Here is a 21,473-nt window from a genome sequence, read left to right as displayed (position 1 = left end):
GGGGTCATTGTTTTTTTGTTATAAAGGTAGCTTGAAGCCTTGCAAATACAAGGATTTAAATAAATAAAACAAAGATAGTGTTTACACTATCACTAAATTGGTTGTGTGAATGATAGTATGGAAAAAGACAGAGTTATATTAATTCGTAGCGAATGTCTATAAAAACTAAGGGGGAAGACGTGAGATGAAAATAAGGACTATAATAATTGTATTTTTGTCTTTAATAATGGTAACACTTACGGGCTGTTCAAGTACTACACTAAGTAGAAATGACGAGTACATACTTATGGTGAAAAATGGACATCCAATTGGCAATCCGGATTCAACATATGGGGAAGCATTTAAAAATTTTTTTGGTTCTCCAACTTGAAAATATTTTAAATCTGATGATGGCAGAAATATTGTGGATTTTACAGTATTGCACATATCAAAATGTGGAAGTTAAAGCAAAGCAGCAATTTATATTAAATATAGATGCAGGTACGTTTGAAGCTGGAGCACTATATTTTAATGATGTACCACAAAATGCTTTAATAACAGCTAGTATGTTGAGTAAAGCATTTGAAAGTGATTCTGCTACGACACTGGAAGTTCAACCTACTACCGCTCAGGATACTCAATCTACTACAACATCTACTAAAGAAAATGCAGATGATCCATATGAATGGGCTCCTGGAATAAAAGCAAAATTGAAGATGATATTATAAAAAGTGGATATGCAGATTCACTAAATAATATTAGATATGAAAAAGCTAATATATATAACAGTCAGGGATACTATGAAGTTTATACTAAAATAGATGGAAAAGAATGCCGCATTGTTAGTGTTAATGCAAAAACAGGAGAATATCATGGATAAGTAAATATAAAGATTAAATGATTTTATATAATGGGCGACTATGGCATAGTTATATTTTTGATAGAATATAATAAAATTATTAAAGAAAATTTGATTTTTAAGGAGAGAGGCAGATGTACAGACCGATTTAATACACAATAAAGTTGCAAGGAATTTCAAAATTAACCTTTAAAACAAGGTTTTTTTGTTGTGTAACTTTGGAGGTGTGTTAAAATTGAATAAAAAGGTAAATATTTATTTAATGTATATTATCGTATTCCTACAGGGATTTGTTTTTTATGGTCCTATTGCTACATTATATAGGCAAAATAGAAACTTGTCTTTGTCTAATATGTTTTTAATAGAGTCTATATCCTGGATATTAATGATTATTTTTGAAATTCCATGGGGATGGTTTGCAGATAAATTTGGGTATAAAAAAACACTTATTATTTCGAATTTTATATTTTTCATATCAAAAATAGTTTTTTATAAAGCTGATTCCTTTGTGATGTTCTTCTTAGAACGAGTGTTATTAGCAATATCTCTAGCAGGAATTTCAGGGTGTGACATTGCCCTACTATATTCATCCATGGAGCAAGATGAGAGTGAAAAAGTATTTGGTAGATATAATGCATTTTCAACTGGTGGATATTTAATTGCCTCATTTATATTTTCAATACTTATAAAAAAATCCATGGATAGTACTGCGTTATGGACTATCATACCGTATGCAATGGCATCTGTATTAACTTTATTTATAAAAGAGGTTAATGTGACACAGGTTGAAAAGCACAAGTTTAAGCAAAGTTTACTAACAGTCTTTAAAAACAAAACTATTATATTACTGGTAATTTCATTTGCATTAATAAATGAAGTGGTTCAAGTAGTAGGTGTGTTTTTAAATCAATCACAATATGTACGCTGCGGAATAAATATTAAATATTTTGGAATATTGGCAGTTGTTATGCAGATTGTTCGATTAAGCTCAAGCAAAGCTTATAAATTTAGTAATAAGCTAGGTGCAAATAGAAGCATTCAGGTTTTATATAGCATTATTACTTTAGGTTGTATAACACTTGTATTTACATCTAATGTGACATTAACTATACTTTCAATAACTTTTATATGTGCCAGTGCAGCTATAATTTCTCCCATAGTTTTAAATATTGAAAATAAAAGTATAAGTACTATGGATAGGGCAACTCTTTTATCAATATTTGCTATGTTTGGAGATTTAACTGGTGCAGGGGTCAACGTGATTATTGGAAAGACAGCGGATATTTCTATCTCGTCAGCATTTATAACTTGTGTAGGTATGTGTGTTTGTGCCTATATATTATTGCTTGTCTATAAGAAAAATGTTATTCCTTCGTAAATAAAATAATTGTATTTTCATGTTGCCAAATTTTTTCTGAAGATTTAAAACCTGCCTTATAAAGCATAATTATAGGTGAAATAAATTTAAATGATAAAATTTGTAGTATAATGTAGATAATAGTGCTCTTAATTGGGCATGATTTTTAGTTGAATTAATATTAACAGAGGAGTAATGTATAATGATTTTAAGTAGAAATGATAAATGCTGGTGTGGAAGTGGACTAAAATATAAAAAGTGCCACTTGGACTTTGATAAAAAATTAGAAACCTTGAAAAATAAAGGCTGCGTAGTTCCAACAAAAGATCTTATTAAGAATAAAGAGCAAATTGAAGGAATAAGGAAAAGTGCTAAAATTAATAATGGTCTATTAGATTTAGTTAGTGAGAATATTAAAGAAGGAATGACAACAGAAGATATTGATAAACTAGCTTATGATTTTACAATAGCTCATGGTGGAATTCCGGCGACCCTTAATTATGATGGATTTCCAAAAAGTATTTGTACATCAATCAATGATGAAGTGTGTCATGGAATACCAAGTAAAGATGTAGTACTTAAAAATGGTGATATTATAAATGTTGATGCTACAACTATGCTTAATGGATATTATTCAGATGCATCAAGAATGTTTACCATTGGAAAAGTAAGTGATGAAGCTAAGAAGATAGTAGAAATAACGAAAGAATGCCTAAATAAGGGGATAGAAGCAATAAAACCTTGGGGATTTTTAGGGGACATAGGAGCAGCTATTCAAGAACATGCAGAAAAGAATGGATGTTCAGTAGTTAGAGATTATGGAGGACACGGGGTTGGACTTCAGATGCATGAGGAGCCATTTGTTTTCCATTTTGGAACTAAAGGAACAGATATGATCTTAGCACCAGGAATGGTATTTACCATTGAACCAATGATAAATGGCGGAAGTTATGAAATAGATATAGATGAAGATAATGGATGGACAGCATCTACAGTTGATGGGTCACTTTCAGCACAGTGGGAACATACAGTCCTTGTAACCGAGGATGGCCTAGAGATAATTGCAAAATAAACATTGAAACCCTGGACTAATTAGTCCAGGGTTTTCTTTTGTTTTAATTTAGTATAGAGAAAAATTTGAAATAGTTCAGAAAAAAGAGGATTTGTAAAAAGAGTTTATACTTTGTTTATACTTAGTTTAGGAAAAATATAGGGTTATGTTTTACAATTAGATTATTGAGGTAAACAAATAGAAATAAAGAAAATTTTTCTTAATAAATTTGTAAGAATTATGATAAGTATTTTGTAAAAAATGTTTTGTATACTTATTTATATAGTGAAGTTGATAAATACAAAAGTATGGGAGGAGTATCTAAGATGATTAAAATATTGTTTGCAATGAATAGTCTATTAATAATAACATCCTTACTTTTTTTGGCTATGGGAATAAAGCATTTTAAAAAGGATGAATACGATAAAAAATGTATTAAATGTATACTTGGGGCCAGCAGTATTTCAGGAATCTGTATTATTATGGGAGCTATACTTTTTATTCCAACCTTTTTTCCCTTATAAAAATAGGGTTGCCACACTTTTATACATAATAATTCCTATGATATTATCTATCACATATGAAAAAAATATTTTAAAAACTAAAACATATATTGACAACAAACATACTATGGAATATAATTACTTTAAATTAAAAACTGTGAAGAGGAAAAGTAGATAATTTACTGTTAAAAGAGAGAGAAACTCATCGGCTGAAAGGTTTCTTAAGCAAGTGTTATTGAAAACCACCTCTGAGTTGATTACTGAACTTTAAGTAGGTAATTCCGCAAACCTGCGTTATTGGTATTGAGTGACAGAAGTGAACTAAAACTATACCTTTTGTAATTTGGGTGGAAGCGCGATATAACTCGTCCCTTATTTGGGGACGGGTATTTTATTTTTTTGAAGGAGGAATATTCATGTTAAAGGTTGTATTAAAAGATGGTAGTGTAATGGACTCTAATGAAGAGCAAGGAAGAAGGGCACTAAGACATACCGCATCTCACATACTTGCTCAAGCAGTAAAGAGATTGTATCCAAAGGCTAAGTTGGCGATAGGTCCTACAATAGAAAATGGATTTTATTATGACTTTGATGTGGAAGAAACTTTCACTATGGAGATACTTGAGAAAATTGAAGTAGAAATGAGGAAAATAGTAAAAGAAGAATTAAAATTAGAGAGAAGTGTGCTATCTAGAGAAGAAGCATTAAAGTTTATGGAAGAAAAGGGTGAGAGTTATAAAGTAGAACTTATTAATGATCTACCTGAAGACGAAGAACTAACTTTCTTTAAACAAGGAGATTTTATAGATCTCTGCGCTGGTCCCCATGTATTGTCAACTTCAAAAGTAAAAGCCTTAAAATTAATATCAGTTGCTGGGGCTTACTGGAGGGGCAGTGAAAAAAATAAGATGCTTCAAAGGATATATGGAACAGCATTTGCTAAGAAGAGTGAACTTGATGAGTATTTAAATATGCTTGAAGAAGCAAAAAAGCGAGATCATAGAAAACTGGGAAAAGAATTAAAACTATTTGCTTTAATGGATGAAGGACCAGGGTTTCCGTTCTTTCTTCCTAATGGGGTAGTTTTAAAAAATAAATTAATTGAGTACTGGAGAGAACTTCACAAGACATATGGTTATGTTGAGATAGAAACTCCTATGATATTAAATAAAAAACTTTGGGAAACATCCGGGCATTGGGATCATTATAAGGAAAATATGTATACTGTTAATATAGATGAAGAAGAGTTTGCAATTAAACCAATGAACTGTCCAGGAGGAATGCTTGTATATAAATTAGAAGCTCATTCTTACAGGGATTTACCAATGAGAGTTGGAGAAATAGGAAGAGTCCATAGACATGAATTGTCTGGAGCACTACATGGACTTATGAGAGCTAGAGCATTTACTCAAGATGATGCTCATATATTTATGTTGCCGGAACAGATTAAAGATGAAATAAAGGGCGTAATTAGACTTATAGATGAAGTTTATGGACGGTTTGGATTTAAATATAGAGTAGAATTTTCAACAAGACCGGAAAATTCTATGGGAAGTGATGAAGAATGGGAATTGGCAGAAAGTTCACTTCAAGGGGCATTAGAGGAAATAAATATGGATTTCAAGATAAATGCCGGAGACGGGGCATTTTATGGACCTAAAATTGATTTTCATTTAGAGGATAGTATAGGAAGGACATGGCAATGTGGAACTATACAATTGGATCTTCAACTTCCTCAAAGATTTAACTTGCAATATATTGGAAGTGATGGAGAAAAGCATACGCCAATTGTTATACACAGAGTGATTTTTGGCAGTATAGAAAGATTTATTGGTATATTGATAGAGCATTTTGAAGGGAAGTTCCCAACATGGATATCTCCTGTTCAAGTTAAAATATTACCTATATCTGAATTGTATAATGATTATGCAGAAGCTGTAGTAAATAAACTTACAGAAAATAATATTAGGGTTACCAAAGATTTTAGAGCAGAAAAAATAGGCTATAAAATTAGAGAGGCCCGAAGTGAGAGACTGCCATATATTATTGTTATAGGAGAAAAAGAACAAAATTCAGGAAGTATATCACTTAGAAGTAGAAAGAATGGTGATGAGGGTAGTTGTATACTTGAGGACTTCATTTCAAGGATTACACAGGAAATAGATAGTAAGATGCTAGATGAGTAATCTTTAAGTTATCCACAATCACCATTTCAAAAACAAACTTTATCAACATTTTATTCATGTTAGTGCACAGTGAAGCAAAAAGGTAGTTAAGAATTATCTTAACTACCTTTTTTAAACACAACATTTATTTCAAAATACTTTCCAAGATTAGCCTTACCCCTTCGCTCTTTTTTACGTTGCTTGCGGTGCAGAAACTTTCCAAGGCACTTGATAGTTCTTCACTTATTCTCACATGGATTAATTCACTTTTAGAGTTTTCCATTTTCTTTCTTCCTCTAGACATAATTATCACCTCATAATATTAGTGTTACATAGAGTAACCTTATAGATGCTTAACTATACTTTGTATTACAATAATAAGTATACTATTAATTTACATATATTACCACATAAATATTTTACTATTTTATTGTGTCGCTAGGGTTATAGCTCATTTTAGATATACTTTATATTTTTTAAATAATTGGGAAAATAAAAATGGGTTATTGTAGCATATAAATGTTGAAATTACATTAATATACAAATTAAGATTTGTATTAAATAGATTACAATTAAGATGGTTTTGTAATATAATAATTGATATAATTATATGGAAAATAAGAATTTTTAAAATTTACATAACATTAAGGAAGGTGTAAACATGAAAAAAAATTACATTGCAAATGGAGAAATAAATGCATCAGAGATTGCCTTAGGATGCATGAGAATAAATAATCTTTCAAACATTGAGGCATCTAAACTTATAAGTACTGCATTAGATGAGGGAATTAATTTCTTTGATCATGCTGATATTTATGGCGGAGGTAAATCTGAGGAAGTTTTTGCAGAGGCTTTTGATGCAAATCACATTACTCGAGAAAAAATTATAATTCAAAGTAAATGTGGCATAAGAGATGGATATTTTGATTTTTCTAAGGAGCACATTTTAAATTCTGTAGAGCATAGTTTGAAACGTTTGAAAATGGATTACTTAGATATCCTGCTTCTTCATCGCCCCGATACTCTTATGGAGCCGGAAGAGGTTGCCGAAGCTTTTTCAAAACTCCACAGTAGTGGAAAAGTTAAATACTTTGGAGTGTGTAATCAAAATCCTATGCAAATTGAACTTTTGAATAAATATTTAAATAACAAAATCATTATAAATCAATTGCAGCTAAGTATTACAAATACCGGTATGATTGATTCAGGGTTGAATGTAAATATGCAAATTGATCCATCCATTGATAGAGATGGAAGTATTCTGGAGTACTGTCGTTTGAAGGATATCACTATTCAAGCATGGTCTCCCTTCCAGTTCGGGTTTTTTGAGGGAGTGTTTTTAAATAACGATAAATATCCAGAGTTAAACAATAAGATAAACGAAATTGCAGCTACTAAAGGTGTAACAAACTCAGCAATTGCAATTGCGTGGATACTAAGGCATCCTGCTAAAATTCAGCCATTGGTGGGTACTACAAATTCAAAGCGGCTAGTAGATATTTGCAAGGCGACGCAAGTTGAACTAACAAGACAGGAATGGTATGAGATATATAGGGCAGCAGGTAATAAGCTACCATAAATATAAAATATATAGTCAATTTTACTTATCCTATAAAATAAGGATCTACTGTTAAACAGTAAGTCCTTGTTTATTTTTAAATCCAATTTTTTTTTTTAACAATTTTGATAGTAGATGTTCAAAGCCCATATTAGAGTGCTTCATTTTAATCCACATCTGTAGCTATTAATATAACATCATCAATAGAGTAACCGTGAATGTTTTCAAAGCTTGAGTAATTATTTTTTATTTTTTTATAAAGCTTTCTTGTATATGACATCCTAAAAGGATAGTATTTCTCAATATTTTTAATATAATCACTACTATATAAGTTATAGTTTTGTGAAATTGCTTCAAAGATAAGAGAAATTAAATTTTTCTTTAAGAAAGTTTTCATTTTAGTGCCTTCTATTGAAGTAAAACCCTCATCTAGATCTATTATCTTATTAGAATAGTCAAACAGTGCATTGGTAATATTATCTAGTGGCCATTTTTCTGAGGTCTCCGAAAATATAGTCATATGTTCATTGCTTAAATCTTCTTTTGCATCCTGAAGATCATCACAAAGCTGAAGTAACGTTCCATAAGCAAATATAAAATCTGACTCAGCTTCAGATAGTCTTCCATTTACAAGATAGGCATCTGCAAGTACTGAAGTGCCACCTTTTTCAGTACTTATTCCTAGAATATCGCTTTCATAAGGAGAGGTCATGTGGCTTTGCTGCGTAAGACTTCGGCTCTGAGCAGAATGTATGCATAAAAGGCTTTCATATACTTCACTATAGTGAGCTCTCGGATATTGACCCTCAATTAAACTAACTAATTTAAATAGTGCTGCTTCATAGGAGTTATTAGATTTTATTTCTTTACCTTCTAATCTTGATTTGAATCTTTCATTAATTGATTTTTTATCTTCAAGGGATATTAAAGGGCTATCTAAATAATTATCAGTATAGGGGTAGAGCATACTATAAGCAAAAATTGAGGGAGTATATTCTACCTTAAGGTTAAAGAGAACTTGTAGTATATTCATAATCCAAACATTTCTAAGCGCTTGGACCATTTTATCTAATCTTATAGTATTATCGAATCCTTTAACACTACAGATAAACTTATGAGTTATGGTTGGAAGTGATTTCGAAAAATCACCATTAATTTCATCTTCAGTAAAGCCAGAAGCATGACCAAAGGTTTTTATCATGGACCACAGTGTATTTCTCCATTCTACCTGAGTATTTTCATTTTCAGGACAGTTTTTAAGATGAGAAAATAGGTCGCTTAAAAATTTATTCATAGCTCTTTCTTTTAGAATTTTTTCTTTGAGATTAATTTCTTCGCTGAAGATAGGAGAAAATTTATCTGTGTCCCACCATAATTTAGTACATTTATCTTTAAGTTTTTCTACGGTATTACATATGACTAAGCTATCCATAATTCACCTCTTTTTACTAATTATAATAGCCTGTGTTAGATTTGTATAGTGCTTGTGAAATGAAAGTAAAAACTGCACTGAATTTTCAGTACGGTTTTTACTTTAGTTAAATTAATAAATGTTATTTCATGTGAGCCACAGCTCCAGAGATAAAAGGAACCAGCCAAATAATCCAAACTATTATACTGAATTTGTGGAATTTAGCGATTATCTCTTCATTTTTCTTTATAAGAACTACTGCGGCCCATATAGCATGTATAAGCATTAGGGCTATAGCAATAACACCGGTAATTCCATGTAAATTAAAGCCTGATACTACTTTAACAGAATTATTTGCTATATTCTCCATAAGTAGAGTGCCGGTTGTATCGCATACGAGGCCAAATAGAAATAGACCTAAATGCCAAGGCTTAAGAGTTCCTTGAAGTTTTTCACTCCAGACACCAATTGTATAAACTACAAGAGCTAAGGTTATAAAAACAATTGCATAAATTAACATATTTACATCCTCCATTTTTTATATATTAGAATATTGAAAATAATACTTTTGACAGAATTATACTATGTGAACTGTGTTCATATAGTTTTAAAAGAATATCTTATATTAATTTCTAATATAAGATAATAGGGATTACTAAATTTTTAAATTGTCATATAGCTCATTAAAACTTATAAATTTATTTTTATTAAGATACATTAAGTTAGAAACAATAAGTTCTGCCAGCTTATAAGAAGAAAGATTTGAGATTACATTACCCTTAGCTTTTTCAATATCTAACAGCTCACCTAACTTAGTGTATAAAGCATCATATCTGTTAGGTTCATGACATCTATTATCGTTTCCGTTAAGCATAGCCATTTCATAAAAAATTGGGATATAGCTGTTTACAAACATTCCAATTGATAAATATATTCTTCTGATTTTTTCTTTACAAGGTTCCTCTGTAAATTTTAGATCTTCTACTAGATTAGATACTTTTTTCCAATCTTCCCTAAAGATATCAGCTACTAGATCTTCTTTAGTTGAAAAATAGTTATAAAATGTACCAGTGCCAATATTACAATTTTTTGCAATTTCTCGTATGTTTAAATCTTTAAAGCCTTGAGTTAATAGAATGTTTTTAGCCTCTAAGATTATTGTCTCTCTTAAGTTTTCGATAACTTTGGGCATATTGTCACCCCTTTTATGAACTATGTTCATTATAACATTTATATTTTGTCATTTCAAGTATATCATAAAAAATAATATGATTTTGCACTTGCTTTTTATTTTTAAAGATTTAATTGTAATATTTAGAAAAAATCCTATTGAAATTTACATTACCTTGAAGTATACTAGATATGAAAGCGGTAACATATTTCAGAAAATTAAGTTATTAATTTACCACACTGGTTTATAAGACAATTTAATATGGATATAGTGGATTATAAGCTAAACTTCATCATTGGTTATTCAGAATTCTGTAAGCGTTTTCCTGAATATGAGGAGGATTAAGATGGCAGTTACAATAAATGATATCGCTGTAAACGTTGGCGTATCACATGCGACAGTATCAAGAGTTTTAAATAATTCAGGTTATGTAAAAAATGAAACTAGAGAAAAAATTCTAAAGGTGATAAAAGATCTAAATTATACGCCTAGTGCTATAGCTAGAAGTTTATCCACAAGTAAAACCAATACCATTGGTGTTATAATCCCTGATATAAACAATCTATTTTTTGGGGAGATTATTAAAGGCATTACTGAAATTGCTGATGAGCATAACTTAAACATTATTCTTTGTGTTACTGATGAGGACAAAGATAAAGAATTAAAAGCTATTAATGTTCTTAAAGAGCAAAGAATTCAGGGATTACTTATGACACCCACCTTCTTTAAGGATGTAGGTAATAGTGAAAATTTAGACACTCTCAATAACTTAGGAATTCCAATAATTTTAATTGATGGACATGTTGAATATCTTGATTTTAGTGGAGTTTTTATAGATCATATAAAGGGTGCTTATGATGGAACAGTTGCTTTAATACAAGCAGGCCACAGAAAAATAGCTATAATTACAGGAAACATGAAGTCTAGACCTGCAAAAGAGAGATTGATAGGATATGAAAAAGCCTTAGAAGATAATAATATTTCTATAGAAAAGGAATATATACTTTATGGTGATTACACATATGACACTGCTTATAAAATAACGAAGCAAATATTGAAAATGGATAATAGACCTACTGCTATTTTTGTAAGTAGTAATACTATGATTTTAGGATGCTTAAAAGCTTTTTATGAGGAAAAGATAATTATACCAAAGGATATGGCTATTATAGGTTTTGATAGGGTTGATGTATTGAATATAATAGGGATGAATATTAGTTTTATTAATGGCCCATCTATTGAACTTGGTAGAATTGGCATGGAAATGTTACTAGAAAATTTAAATAGCAAGGGACCTAGGTCAATTAAAAGACAAACTATTTTGCCGAAAATAGAATTAAAGGGATCAGAAAAGTATATAGAAGAAAATGAAAATAAAATAAATTTTAAAAATGTAAAGGAGAAGATTAATATGAAAATTGAGCAATATATAGACCACACATTATTAAAACAAGGAGCAAGTGAGGAAGACATTATAAAGGTTTGCGCGGAAGCTAAAGAATACGGATTTGCTTCAGTATGTGCAAATGCATTTTATGCATCATTAGTAAGCAAACAATTACAGGGAAGCAACGTTAAAACTTGTATAGTTGTTGGATTTCCACTAGGAGCTACTACTAAAGAAGTTAAGGCCTTTGAAGCAAAACAAGCTATTGAAAATGGTGCACAGGAAATAGATATGGTAGTTAATGTTGGAGCTGTAAAATCAAAAAAATATGATGTAGTAAAAGATGAAATCAAAGCGGTTGTTGAAGCTTCTAAAGGAAGCGCATTAGTTAAAGTAATAATAGAAACTTGTCTTTTAACTGACGAAGAAAAAGTCAAGGTATGTGAGATAGCTAAAGAGGCTAAAGCAAACTTTGTAAAGACTTCAACAGGATTTTCAACAGGAGGAGCAACGGTTCATGACATAAAGTTAATGAGACAAACTGTAGGACCTGATATGGGTGTTAAGGCTTCAGGAGCAGTAAGAACAGCTGAAGATGCAAAAGCTGTTATTGAAGCTGGTGCTAGTAGAATAGGGGCTAGTAGTTCTATAGAAATAGTTAAAGGGTATAAAGAGTAAGGTTTTGAACAACGGATTTGATTATATGTGTATAAAATTAAATAAGTGATTACGGGGTGAATATCATGAGAATGTACGATTTAATAATGAAAAAAAGAAATGGTAATGAACTAAGTAAGGAAGAAATTGATTTTTTTGTGGATGGATATACGCAAGGTTCCATTCCAGATTATCAAGTTTCAGCATTGCTTATGGCAATATATTTTCAAAAGATGAATAAGACAGAAACAACGAATTTAACAATGGCAATGGTTAATAGTGGCGAAATTATTGATTTATCGGCTATTGAGGGTGTAAAGGTTGATAAACATAGTACTGGCGGAGTAGGGGATACAACCACACTAATACTTGGACCTATTGTTGCAGCAGCTGGTGTACCAGTTGCTAAAATGTCTGGAAGAGGACTTGGACATACTGGTGGAACTATTGATAAATTAGAATCTTTCGATGGGTTCTCAGTTGCCATGTCAATAGAAAAGTTTATACAAAACGTAAATGAAGTAAAAATTGCTATAGGTGGTCAAACTGCAGATTTAGCACCAGCAGATAAAAAGCTATATGCACTTCGTGATGTTACTGCAACTGTTGATAATATGTCCTTAATTGCAGGAAGCATAATGAGTAAAAAAATAGCTTCAGGGGCAGATGCTATAGTACTTGATATAAAAACAGGCAGTGGTGCATTTATGAAAAGTGAAGATGATGCTTTTGAACTTGCCAGGGAAATGGTTGACATAGGGACTAATGTTTCCAGAAACACTATTGGTGTAATAACTGATATGGATCAACCATTAGGGTTTGCAGTTGGTAATGCACTGGAAGTAAAAGAAGCTATAGATACATTAAAAGGTGAAGGACCAGAAGAGCTTACGGAACTTTGTTTAACCTTAGGTGCACATATGCTTGTACTGGGTAAAAAAGCAAAGGATGCGCAGGAAGCAAGGGAAATACTAAAAGATATTATAAAATCAGGAAAAGGTCTTCAGAAATTAAGAGAACTTGTAGTAGCACAAGGTGGAAATCCAGCTTATGTAGATGATCCTTCTTTATTCCCATTGCCAACTATTGTAGAGCCTATTATATCAACTCAAGAGGGCTATGTAAAAGCAATAAAAGCGGATGACATAGGGAAAGCAGCACTAGTTTTAGGGGCTGGTCGTGAAACTAAAGAAAGTATAATAGATTTAGCGGTGGGAATAGTTCTTCATAAGAAAATCGGGGATTTTGTAAAAATAGGTGATGCTATTGCAACTATTTATGCTAATGATTCTGAAAAACAAAAGGTAGCTATAAAAATGGTATTAAACGCATATGAAATAGTAGCTGGTAAAATAATAGCTAAACCATTAATTAAGGGTATTGTTACAAAAGATGGTATGACAAAATTTTAATTAAATATTTTAATTAGTAAAAGAATAGAAGGTGGTATACCTTCTATTCTTTATTTGGGTTACAATGTATATAGGATGGGGGAGGATACATGATGAATATATTAATTGTAGAAGATGAGCAAGACATTAGAGAATTGCTAGAAATCCATTTATCCAAAGAAGGATATAATATTTTCACGGCAGAAGATGGCGTGCAAGCTTTAGATATATTCCAAAATAAAGATATAGATATTGCACTGCTGGATGTTATGATTCCAAAAATCAATGGATTTAAGGTTCTGAAAAAGATTAGAGAAACTAGTGAAATTCCAGTGATTTTTATAACAGCAAGAGAAGAAGAATCGGATAAAATCCTGGGGCTTGGACTGGGGGCAGATGATTATGTGCTAAAACCTTTTAGTCCTATTGAAATAATTGCAAGAGTTAAGGCCCAGCTTAGACGATATTATAAATATTCAAATAAAACTCGCAAAACCGAAATAATAATTGGGGAGTTAATGCTAGACAAGGAAAGTTGTAGTATTTATAAAAATAATATAGAGCTAGCATTAAACCCAAAAGAATATAGACTACTTGCGTTTATTTTAGAGAACCCAGGAAAGGTATACACTAAAAAGCAACTATATGAAATAGTTTGGGAAAATCCCTATTATGGAGATTCTAATACTATTATGGTTCATATAAGTCATATTAGAGAAAAGATTGAAGAGGATGCTAAGAATCCTAAATATTTAAAAACTATAAGAGGCATAGGGTATAAGATGGAGCAACACCATGATTACTAGAAATAAATTAAGGAAAATATCATCACACTTTAAAAGCAAAAAAATGGCTACTCAATTATTTAAAAATTATATTATGTTTTTAGTTATTTTAATTGGGATATTTATTTTGACAATGGGTGCTTTACTTTTTTATTTTTCTATTAATTTTGAGGAGTCAACAACAGACAAGACTACAGCGCAGTATATTATAAAGCAAAGTTATAAGGACATTAAGGCCTTAAATTTTATAAAATATAAGGGATATGTTGAAGTGCTTGATAAAAACTTAGTTATTATTATGCAAAATGGCAGTAAACATGAAGTGGGATATAAATATACAGTGCAATATTATCATGATATGATTACTAATAATTTAAAAGATGGTTACTTTTATTCTAGTAAATATGGTGATAAAAAAGAATTTATTTTAATTACGGCTATGCCCAATAGCATTTTCGACACTTACACTTGGGGAGTTGAGCACCAAGAACAATTAGAAGCAAGTGGTATCCACGCAGACACGGTATTCACTTTTTTAAATATATTTCCCTTTATAATATTCGCATTTTTGCTATCAACAATGGTACTCTATTCTAAACTTACATCAAGGATTTTTGTTAAACCCTTAAAAAAGCTTTTAAAAGGGGTTAATACAATGAAAAATGGCGAATATTCGGCTCGAGTTGAAATTGATTCTTTAAATGAAATAGGTGAATTAATGGATGCTTTTAATTCAATGGCAGAAAAAATACAACAAGAAAAGTTATTAAAGAAAAAAGCAGAAGACAATAGGAAAAGAATGATTCTTGACATATCTCATGATTTAAAAAATCCTTTAACAAGTATATTAGGGTATTCAGAATTCTTATTAGAGAATGATGACATTGTGCCAGAAGAGAAAAATAAGTTATTAAAAGTCATTAATAATAATAGTATGCGTGCAAACGACTTAATTCAAGATCTTTTTGAATATTCTCGGGTTGAAAGTACGGAATATAAATTAGATATAGGAAAGCATGATATAGGTGAATTTCTGCGAGAACTTATTGCGGGTTATGTTCCCATAATGGAGCAAAAGGGTGTGCAATACGAATTTGATATTACCGAAGATGAAGTGGTTATTTCATTTGATAGGAAGAATTTGGATAGAGCTATAAGCAATATTATACTAAATAGTATTAAATATAATAAGCCAGGGATTACTATTAGCATCAAGCTTTTAATAGCTGATGCAAAGGCTGTAATTATTATTGAAGATGATGGAATAGGAATATCTAAAGAATTCCAAGGAGATATTTTTGAGCCTTTTGTTAGAGTAGATGATGCAAGAAACTCCAAAAATGGAGGTACTGGGCTTGGCCTTGCCATATCAAAGTCCATAATTGAAAAACATGGAGGAAGTATATATTTGGTTCGTGATATAAATAAAGGTTGTAGATTTATAATCAGATTAAAGGAGAACGCAAATGAGTGATAAATTTGTGCTTACAATAGATTGTGGAACACAAAGTATAAGGGCACTTATCTTTGATAAAGATGGTATATTAATTGGTAAGAAAAAAAGAGAATTCGAACCTTATTTTTCTAATTACCCAGGCTGGGCAGAGCAGACCCCTGAGGTATATTGGGATAACTTATGTGTAGTATGCAAGGAACTTAAGGAAGAATGTAGTGATATTTGGCAAAAGATTGAGGCAGTAGTTGTAACAACTCTTAGAGATACTTGCATTAATCTTGACAAAGATGGCAATGTATTAAGACCAGCTATTCTTTGGCTTGACCAGAGAATAGCTGATAAGGTTAATGAATTTTCAAACATTGAAAATTTGGCATTTAGAACTATAGGTATGAAGGATGCTATTACCATTTCTCAAAAAAAGGGGAAGGCTTATTGGATAAGGCAGCATGAACCGGAAATATGGAAAAAAACACATAAATATGTGCTTATTTCAGCGTATTTTCATTTTAAGCTCACTGGGAGAATTGTAGACTCAATAGCCAACCAAATAGCACATATACCCTTTGATTATAAAAATAAGTGTTGGCCCAAAAGCAATAGAAGTTATAGGTGGACACTTTTTGGAGTTGAAAGAGAGAAACTACCTTTACTTGTAAATCCAGGTGAAATCATAGGGAAAATAACCAAAGAAGCGGCGGAACTTACAGGTATAAGAGCTGGGGTGACTTTAATTGCCGGGGCTTCGGATAAGGGGTGTGAGACCTTAGGAAATGGATGCCTTAATGAAGAATCCGCAAGTATAAGTTTTGGGACTACCGCCACGGTACAAACTACTTCAAAAAAATATATTGAACCTATAAAATTTATGCCGTCCTATCCTTCTGCAATGCAAGGATATTATAATCCTGAGGTAGAGATATTCAGAGGATATTGGATGATAAGCTGGTTTAAGAAAGAATTTTCGATGAGAGAGATGCAGGAAGCTTTGAAAAAGGGAATACCACCAGAAACTCTTTTAAATGAAAGATTAGATGAAATACCACCAGGATCTCATGGACTTCTTCTCCAACCTTATTGGGGGCCAGGACTAAAAACTCCAGATGCTAAAGGAGCAATAATTGGATTTGGGGATGTGCATACTAGGGCGCATATGTATAGAGCAATTATAGAGGGAATTAATTATGCATTGCTTGAAGGTATTGAAAAAATAGAAAAAAATCGGGCAAAAAAATAAAAGAGATTGCAGTTTGTGGAGGTGGTTCACAAAGTGATACCATTTGCCAAATAACTGCAGATATGTTAAATAGGAAAATATATAAAGGTCAGACCTATGAAATATCAGGCCTTGGAGCTTCAATTATAGGTTATGTAGCTTTGGGAATATATAGTTCTTATGAAGAGGCTATAAAACATATGTTTAAAAGAATAAAGGAGTTTAATCCGAGTGTTACTAATGTTGAAATTTACGAAAAGCTTTATAAGAAGGTATATCTAAAAATTTATCCTAGCCTTAAGAATTTATATAAAGACATTAAAGAAATAACGGGGTATCCAAAATATTAAAGAGAGGGGCATGTAGATATAGGATGCAAAGGAGTATGAAATTTCTCCTGCGGGCCTTGCAATAAGAACTTGAAACTGAAAATTTGATTAAGAAATTCTAATCTTTTGAGAATATAAAATACTCTATCCTCTGGAAAGTTCTCTGGGGCACATAACAATTATTAATTGTTATGCACTCACACTCGCCGGCCTGGCTCGGGTTCGCTATGCCGACGTCCTGGCGGCATTACGAGAATTTTATATTCTCGAAAGAAGAATTTTTAAATCAAATTTCAATAGTTTCTGCGTTTCTTATTGCAAGTCACTTCGGAGAAATTTCATACTCATTGTAAGTACTATATTCTACATTAGTATATGAGTATGAGTATAAGTCATAGTTTCATGGGGTTTGGGGTATAATTGAAATATGAAAGTAAAATTAGTGATACAATAAATAAAGAGGGATAAGAGTATGATTATAGGAACAGGTAAAATATATTTATATGTAAATTGGGTTCATTCATTGAAAGAAAAAAGAATGATAGTAAAAAGTACTATAGCTAAGGTGAAAAATAAGTTTAATGTTTCTGTGGCTGAGGTTGAAAATCAAGATTTACACCAATCTATAGTAATCGGAATTGCTTGCGTTAGTAATGATTTTAGGCACGCTAATAGTGTGATACAAAATGTACTGGACTTTATAGAGGATAACACTGAAGCTATTGTGGAAAAAGTAGAGATGGACATTTTATAAATTTTATCTTATCTAAAGGGTTTTTAGGTTTAAGTGTAGAAATATTATTATGTTAGTAGTTTTAGCAAAATAATTAATTTATTATAGAAATTAGATATTGAAAGGAGTAATAAAATGTTACAGAGGATTAAAGTGAATTTAGAAGCGGTAGAGGCTATGCTTTATTTTTGGATGGCTGCAAGTGAAAAAGAAAATGTTGCAGAAAAATTTTTCTATGATGTAGCCGATATGTCGGGGCTCACATGTGCTTATGATGATGAATTTAATGGGGAATCAGTAAGAAGGGCCTTAAGTGCCATTAAGAATAGGGAACCTTTTGTTGGAAACAAGAAAGAAAGAGTGTTTTGGAATAACAATATGTGGATGATGGAGGATTTCGAATATACAAATGCAATGGCAGCTCCTGTAAAGAAACTCAACTTAGATAACCTTGTAGGGAAACTTTCAACGGAGATAGGCGCTGATAAATATGAGGAATTAGAGGTTATATTCTCACCACTACATTCAGATGAGTATATAATTAAAGAAAATAAATTAGTAATTAATTTCTTTAGAGTAAAGCCTGATTTTGTGCAGGATAAAACATTTATCGGAGCAATTGAGCTTAATGAGTACATAGAAGAAAAGCTTAAGGAATTAATTAATAAGTAATATATAAATAAATAGGATATAAAGTAACCAGCATATTATTTAATATAAGGTTGGTTATTTTGCATTATATGAAACGGGTGATTATTTGGATAAGTCAAAACAATTAGGTGAAGAAAGTATCGGTAAGCTACTTATGAAGTTCTCTATTCCAGCTATTGTAGGTATGTTGGTTAATGCACTATATAATGTTGTAGATAGAATATTTATAGGTCGAGGAGTGGGCAAACTTGCACTCACAGGAGTTACGGTTACATTTCCCATTGCTAATATAATTTTAGCTTTTGGTATGTTAGTAGGAATTGGAACTGCAGCACTTATATCTATAAAGCTCGGACAACAAAAAAAAGAAGAGGCAGAGCATATCTTAGGGAATGCACTTACCCTCATAATTATAACCTCAATTATAGTAACTGGTCTAGGACTTTTGTTTTTAGAACCCATGTTAATAAAATTTGGAGCTAGTAGTGAGACATTGCCTTATGCAAAAGAATATATAAGAATAATACTTATTGGTGTAATATTCCAAAACATAGGTTTTGGACTTAATAATACTATACGATCTGAAGGAAATCCACGAGTAGCTATGTATACCATGTTAATTGGTGGAATATTAAATACAGTTTTAGACCCTATATTTATTTTCGTTTTTCACATGGGAACTACAGGGGCGGCTATAGCAACTGTTATTTCTCAAGCTGTAAATACACTATGGGTATTAACTTATTTCCTTGGTGGAAAAAGTGTTTTAAAAATACATTACAAAAATTTAAAACTAAATCTCAAGGTTGTAATGGGTATTTTTGCTATAGGAATGTCTCCATTTTCCATGCAAATAGCAGCAAGTATAGTAACTATTATTTCTAATAGGAGCTTGGTTAAATATGGTGGAGACTTAGCCTTAGGATCCATGGGGATTATTATGAGTATAGTTATGATGGTTCTTATGCCTATATTTGGAATAAACCAAGGAAGCCAACCGATCATTGGATATAATTATGGAGCAAAAAAATACCATCGTGTAAAGCATGCTCTAAAACTGGCAATACTTTCAGCTACAATAATTACTACCACTGGGTTTATAATCATACAATCGTTCCCAGTACAGCTTATAAGTATATTCAATAAGGATCCAGAGTTAATAGCAGTAGGTGTCCATGGAATTAGATTATATTTATTTATGATTCCAGTAATAGGCTTTCAGATAGTTAGTTCTAACTATTTTCAAGCTATAGGTAAAGCTAAAATATCTATATTTTTAGGCTTAAGCAGACAAGTTATAATACTTATACCCTTATTATTTATTTTACCGAGATTTTTGGGCCTAGATGGTGTATGGATATCAGGGCCAGCATCAGATGCATTAGCTTCTATATTAACAGCTATATTCCTATTAGTAGAGATTAAACATCTAAATAAATTACATAGTGAAGATAAGGAAGTAATAATATAACATATACTTAAACAAATAATATAAAAAATAGTAAGTAAACACATTACTATTTTTTATATTATAGAAAAGAACAGAGAATAAAATGTACTATTCTTTATTATCAGTTTTATAAAGTTCTTTTTGAAGTTTTTTTATACGGTTCTCTATTTTTTTTAATGTGTTACAATAATCTAATAGGGATCCATCAACGTGTTTATTAGTTTTAAAAATTGTGTACAATTCCTTACCCATATCTTTGTAGAGGTCTTCCATGCTGTTTTCTTCAGAATGAATTTTATATTTAAGCCTAGATACTTCAACTAAATTTTCCGACTTGCTTGAAATAATTTCTAAACCATTGCTTATTGAATCTTTTATTTTATTTAAACTAGGTAATGAAGGCATACCATTTCCTCCTTTTTATGTTACTATTTAATTAAATGGATAGATTTATTAATATATTATTTGAGGTATAGTGTATATGTGCTAAAAAAATGTGGTTGGTGTAAGATATAGTTGTCTTTTTTATAAATTAGATAATCTTAATGGGGCGGTGATAACGTGAATGATAAAGAAAGACCAATAGGTTTTTTTGACTCAGGTGTTGGTGGGATAAGTGTGTTAAAGGAATCTTTGAAAGTACTTCCAAATGAAGACTTTGTGTATTTTGGGGATTCATTAAATGCACCTTATGGAATTAAAGAGGTAAATGAAGTTAAAAGATTAACATTTAATGCAGTAGACTTTCTACTAGGCAAAGGTGTGAAAGCAGTGGTGATTGCTTGTAATACGGCCACTAGTGCAGCTATAGATGATCTTAGGGAGAGGTACAAGGACATACCTATAATTGGTATAGAACCAGCATTAAAGCCTGCTGTAGAAATTAGTAGGGGTAAAAGTATAATTATTATGGCTACTCCTATGACACTGGCTGAAAAGAAGTTTAGTAATTTAATGAAGCGGTACAATAAAGAAGTGAATATGATACCACTTCCTTGTGCGGGCCTGGTTGAATTAATAGAAAGTGGAATTGTAGAGGGCGAACAAATTGAAAGTTATTTAAAAGATAAATTGAAGGAATTCATGCATTTAGACATAGCTTCCATTGTACTTGGATGTACTCACTATCCATTTATCAAAAATGAATTAGTTAAAATTGTTGGAGATAAAACTTTTATAATTGATGGGAGTATAGGCACAGTAAATCAGCTAAAAAGGCAACTTAATTGTAATAGTCTTTTAAATGAAAAGAAAACGGAAGGTATTGTAACTATATATAGTTCATCTACAACTAGCTGTTCATCTACAAGTAGCAATATGATAGATTTAAGCTATAGGTTATTAAAATCGTAAACACACTTTAT

Annotated in this window: 23 protein-coding genes, 1 pseudogene and 1 other annotated feature; of the genes and pseudogenes, 19 read left to right on the top strand and 5 right to left on the bottom strand. The window is 31.2% G+C overall.

Translation table 11 applies throughout. The features are described 5' to 3' along the window. Positions 1-184: 184 nt before the first annotated feature. The 7 genes from KPL51_RS15530 to thrS all read left to right on the top strand — a co-directional run bounded on the left by KPL51_RS15530 (position 185) and on the right by thrS (position 5,935). Positions 185-370 carry a hypothetical protein gene (locus KPL51_RS15530; RefSeq protein ID WP_216163372.1) on the top strand — a complete coding sequence of 62 codons (186 nt, stop codon included), beginning with the start codon at positions 185-187 and terminating at the stop codon, positions 368-370. Continuing rightward, complete coding sequence (locus KPL51_RS15525; protein ID WP_216163370.1) at positions 330-707, top strand: hypothetical protein; 378 nt, start codon at positions 330-332, stop codon at positions 705-707. The genes KPL51_RS15530 and KPL51_RS15525 overlap by 41 nt, the downstream gene beginning before the upstream one ends. Next, the gene (locus KPL51_RS15520) at positions 665-859 is read left to right on the top strand and encodes a hypothetical protein (RefSeq protein ID WP_216163368.1); all 195 of its coding nucleotides are present in this window, start codon (positions 665-667) and stop codon (positions 857-859) included. The genes KPL51_RS15525 and KPL51_RS15520 overlap by 43 nt, the downstream gene beginning before the upstream one ends. Positions 860-1,073: 214 nt before the next feature. After that, positions 1,074-2,216 (top strand): MFS transporter, encoded by a 1,143-nt coding sequence (locus KPL51_RS15515; protein WP_216163366.1) that lies wholly within the window; start codon positions 1,074-1,076, stop codon positions 2,214-2,216. 181 nt (positions 2,217-2,397) lie between these two features. Further along, positions 2,398-3,267 carry a methionyl aminopeptidase gene (locus KPL51_RS15510; protein WP_216163364.1) on the top strand — a complete coding sequence of 290 codons (870 nt, stop codon included), beginning with the start codon at positions 2,398-2,400 and terminating at the stop codon, positions 3,265-3,267. A 305-nt stretch (positions 3,268-3,572) separates the two neighbouring features. Next, positions 3,573-3,770, top strand: coding sequence for a hypothetical protein (locus tag KPL51_RS15505; RefSeq protein WP_216163362.1), 198 nt, complete (start codon positions 3,573-3,575; stop codon positions 3,768-3,770). Positions 3,771-3,897: 127 nt separating this feature from the next. Further along, positions 3,898-4,125: a binding site (T-box leader), on the top strand. Between the two features lie 40 nt (positions 4,126-4,165). Then, positions 4,166-5,935, top strand: a complete 1,770-nt coding sequence (gene thrS / locus KPL51_RS15500) for a threonine--tRNA ligase (protein ID WP_216163360.1) — start codon at positions 4,166-4,168, stop codon at positions 5,933-5,935. Between the two features lie 124 nt (positions 5,936-6,059). Here the strand turns inward: thrS and KPL51_RS15495 are convergent, their stop codons facing one another. Beyond that, the gene (locus tag KPL51_RS15495; protein ID WP_216163358.1) at positions 6,060-6,218 is read right to left on the bottom strand and encodes a hypothetical protein; all 159 of its coding nucleotides are present in this window, start codon (positions 6,216-6,218) and stop codon (positions 6,060-6,062) included. Between the two features lie 357 nt (positions 6,219-6,575). Here KPL51_RS15495 and KPL51_RS15490 point away from each other — a divergent pair, with 357 nt between their 5' ends. Then, entirely contained in the window at positions 6,576-7,493 is a 918-nt protein-coding gene (locus KPL51_RS15490; protein WP_216163356.1) for an aldo/keto reductase, read from the top strand. A 145-nt stretch (positions 7,494-7,638) separates the two neighbouring features. Here the strand turns inward: KPL51_RS15490 and KPL51_RS15485 are convergent, their stop codons facing one another. The 3 genes from KPL51_RS15485 to KPL51_RS15475 form a co-directional block, all read right to left on the bottom strand. Then, complete coding sequence (locus KPL51_RS15485; protein WP_216163354.1) at positions 7,639-8,904, bottom strand: hypothetical protein; 1,266 nt, start codon at positions 8,902-8,904, stop codon at positions 7,639-7,641. Positions 8,905-9,025: 121 nt separating this feature from the next. Beyond that, entirely contained in the window at positions 9,026-9,403 is a 378-nt protein-coding gene (locus KPL51_RS15480; protein WP_216163352.1) for an HsmA family protein, read from the bottom strand. A gap of 135 nt (positions 9,404-9,538) precedes the next feature. Beyond that, a complete protein-coding gene (locus KPL51_RS15475; RefSeq protein WP_216163350.1) occupies positions 9,539-10,075 on the bottom strand; it encodes a TetR/AcrR family transcriptional regulator in 537 nt (178 codons plus the stop codon). A 325-nt stretch (positions 10,076-10,400) separates the two neighbouring features. On the opposite strand from KPL51_RS15475, the pseudogene KPL51_RS15470 reads away from it, so the two are divergent. The 10 genes and pseudogenes from KPL51_RS15470 to KPL51_RS15425 all read left to right on the top strand — a co-directional run. Beyond that, a pseudogene (locus tag KPL51_RS15470) lies at positions 10,401-11,417 on the top strand (LacI family DNA-binding transcriptional regulator); the annotation flags it as partial. 48 nt (positions 11,418-11,465) lie between these two features. Then, complete coding sequence (gene deoC, locus KPL51_RS15465) at positions 11,466-12,119, top strand: deoxyribose-phosphate aldolase (RefSeq protein WP_216163382.1); 654 nt, start codon at positions 11,466-11,468, stop codon at positions 12,117-12,119. Between the two features lie 65 nt (positions 12,120-12,184). After that, positions 12,185-13,510, top strand: coding sequence for a pyrimidine-nucleoside phosphorylase (locus KPL51_RS15460; RefSeq protein WP_216163348.1), 1,326 nt, complete (start codon positions 12,185-12,187; stop codon positions 13,508-13,510). Positions 13,511-13,602: 92 nt separating this feature from the next. Continuing rightward, positions 13,603-14,295: a response regulator transcription factor gene (locus KPL51_RS15455; protein ID WP_216163380.1), complete on the top strand. Its 693-nt coding sequence runs from the start codon at positions 13,603-13,605 to the stop codon at positions 14,293-14,295. After that, positions 14,285-15,748 (top strand): HAMP domain-containing sensor histidine kinase, encoded by a 1,464-nt coding sequence (locus tag KPL51_RS15450; RefSeq protein WP_216163340.1) that lies wholly within the window; start codon positions 14,285-14,287, stop codon positions 15,746-15,748. The genes KPL51_RS15455 and KPL51_RS15450 overlap by 11 nt, the downstream gene beginning before the upstream one ends. Beyond that, complete coding sequence (locus tag KPL51_RS15445) at positions 15,741-16,967, top strand: FGGY-family carbohydrate kinase (RefSeq protein ID WP_216163337.1); 1,227 nt, start codon at positions 15,741-15,743, stop codon at positions 16,965-16,967. The genes KPL51_RS15450 and KPL51_RS15445 overlap by 8 nt, the downstream gene beginning before the upstream one ends. Continuing rightward, positions 16,964-17,296, top strand: a complete 333-nt coding sequence (locus tag KPL51_RS15440; RefSeq protein ID WP_216163378.1) for an FGGY-family carbohydrate kinase — start codon at positions 16,964-16,966, stop codon at positions 17,294-17,296. Before KPL51_RS15445 ends, KPL51_RS15440 begins: the two co-directional genes overlap by 4 nt. Positions 17,297-17,747: 451 nt before the next feature. Further along, positions 17,748-18,029: a DUF503 domain-containing protein gene (locus KPL51_RS15435; RefSeq protein ID WP_216163335.1), complete on the top strand. Its 282-nt coding sequence runs from the start codon at positions 17,748-17,750 to the stop codon at positions 18,027-18,029. A 114-nt stretch (positions 18,030-18,143) separates the two neighbouring features. Then, the gene (locus KPL51_RS15430; protein ID WP_216163333.1) at positions 18,144-18,680 is read left to right on the top strand and encodes a TDE2712 family protein; all 537 of its coding nucleotides are present in this window, start codon (positions 18,144-18,146) and stop codon (positions 18,678-18,680) included. An 85-nt stretch (positions 18,681-18,765) separates the two neighbouring features. Further along, on the top strand, positions 18,766-20,130 hold the full coding sequence (locus KPL51_RS15425) for an MATE family efflux transporter (protein ID WP_216163331.1): 1,365 nt from the start codon (positions 18,766-18,768) through the stop codon (positions 20,128-20,130). Positions 20,131-20,217: 87 nt separating this feature from the next. Here the strand turns inward: KPL51_RS15425 and KPL51_RS15420 are convergent, their stop codons facing one another. After that, the gene (locus KPL51_RS15420) at positions 20,218-20,514 is read right to left on the bottom strand and encodes a hypothetical protein (RefSeq protein ID WP_216163329.1); all 297 of its coding nucleotides are present in this window, start codon (positions 20,512-20,514) and stop codon (positions 20,218-20,220) included. A gap of 156 nt (positions 20,515-20,670) precedes the next feature. Between KPL51_RS15420 and murI the strand changes: the two genes are divergently transcribed. Beyond that, the gene (gene murI, locus KPL51_RS15415) at positions 20,671-21,462 is read left to right on the top strand and encodes a glutamate racemase (RefSeq protein WP_216163327.1); all 792 of its coding nucleotides are present in this window, start codon (positions 20,671-20,673) and stop codon (positions 21,460-21,462) included. Positions 21,463-21,473 lie beyond the last annotated feature (11 nt).

The organism is Clostridium bowmanii, from assembly GCF_018861315.1.
Taxonomy (GTDB): domain Bacteria; phylum Bacillota; class Clostridia; order Clostridiales; family Clostridiaceae; genus Clostridium_AD; species Clostridium_AD bowmanii.
The sequence above is the reverse complement of the archived record's forward strand: the minus strand, read 5'-3'. Positions and strand labels throughout refer to the sequence as shown.

Excerpts from the sequence above, each read along its gene's own strand:
- KPL51_RS15530 (WP_216163372.1), top strand. The coding sequence starts at position 185 with ATGAAAATAAGGACTATAATAATTGTATTTTTGTCTTTAATAATGGTA.
- KPL51_RS15525 (WP_216163370.1), top strand. The coding sequence starts at position 330 with ATGGGGAAGCATTTAAAAATTTTTTTGGTTCTCCAACTTGAAAATATT.
- KPL51_RS15520 (WP_216163368.1), top strand. The coding sequence starts at position 665 with ATGGGCTCCTGGAATAAAAGCAAAATTGAAGATGATATTATAAAAAGT.
- KPL51_RS15510 (WP_216163364.1), top strand. The coding sequence starts at position 2,398 with ATGATTTTAAGTAGAAATGATAAATGCTGGTGTGGAAGTGGACTAAAA.
- KPL51_RS15505 (WP_216163362.1), top strand. The coding sequence starts at position 3,573 with ATGATTAAAATATTGTTTGCAATGAATAGTCTATTAATAATAACATCC.
- thrS (WP_216163360.1), top strand. The coding sequence starts at position 4,166 with ATGTTAAAGGTTGTATTAAAAGATGGTAGTGTAATGGACTCTAATGAA.
- KPL51_RS15495 (WP_216163358.1), bottom strand. The coding sequence starts at position 6,218 with ATGTCTAGAGGAAGAAAGAAAATGGAAAACTCTAAAAGTGAATTAATC.
- KPL51_RS15490 (WP_216163356.1), top strand. The coding sequence starts at position 6,576 with ATGAAAAAAAATTACATTGCAAATGGAGAAATAAATGCATCAGAGATT.
- KPL51_RS15485 (WP_216163354.1), bottom strand. The coding sequence starts at position 8,904 with ATGGATAGCTTAGTCATATGTAATACCGTAGAAAAACTTAAAGATAAA.
- KPL51_RS15480 (WP_216163352.1), bottom strand. The coding sequence starts at position 9,403 with ATGTTAATTTATGCAATTGTTTTTATAACCTTAGCTCTTGTAGTTTAT.
- KPL51_RS15475 (WP_216163350.1), bottom strand. The coding sequence starts at position 10,075 with ATGCCCAAAGTTATCGAAAACTTAAGAGAGACAATAATCTTAGAGGCT.
- deoC (WP_216163382.1), top strand. The coding sequence starts at position 11,466 with ATGAAAATTGAGCAATATATAGACCACACATTATTAAAACAAGGAGCA.
- KPL51_RS15460 (WP_216163348.1), top strand. The coding sequence starts at position 12,185 with ATGAGAATGTACGATTTAATAATGAAAAAAAGAAATGGTAATGAACTA.
- KPL51_RS15455 (WP_216163380.1), top strand. The coding sequence starts at position 13,603 with ATGAATATATTAATTGTAGAAGATGAGCAAGACATTAGAGAATTGCTA.
- KPL51_RS15450 (WP_216163340.1), top strand. The coding sequence starts at position 14,285 with ATGATTACTAGAAATAAATTAAGGAAAATATCATCACACTTTAAAAGC.
- KPL51_RS15445 (WP_216163337.1), top strand. The coding sequence starts at position 15,741 with ATGAGTGATAAATTTGTGCTTACAATAGATTGTGGAACACAAAGTATA.
- KPL51_RS15435 (WP_216163335.1), top strand. The coding sequence starts at position 17,748 with ATGATTATAGGAACAGGTAAAATATATTTATATGTAAATTGGGTTCAT.
- KPL51_RS15430 (WP_216163333.1), top strand. The coding sequence starts at position 18,144 with ATGTTACAGAGGATTAAAGTGAATTTAGAAGCGGTAGAGGCTATGCTT.
- KPL51_RS15420 (WP_216163329.1), bottom strand. The coding sequence starts at position 20,514 with ATGCCTTCATTACCTAGTTTAAATAAAATAAAAGATTCAATAAGCAAT.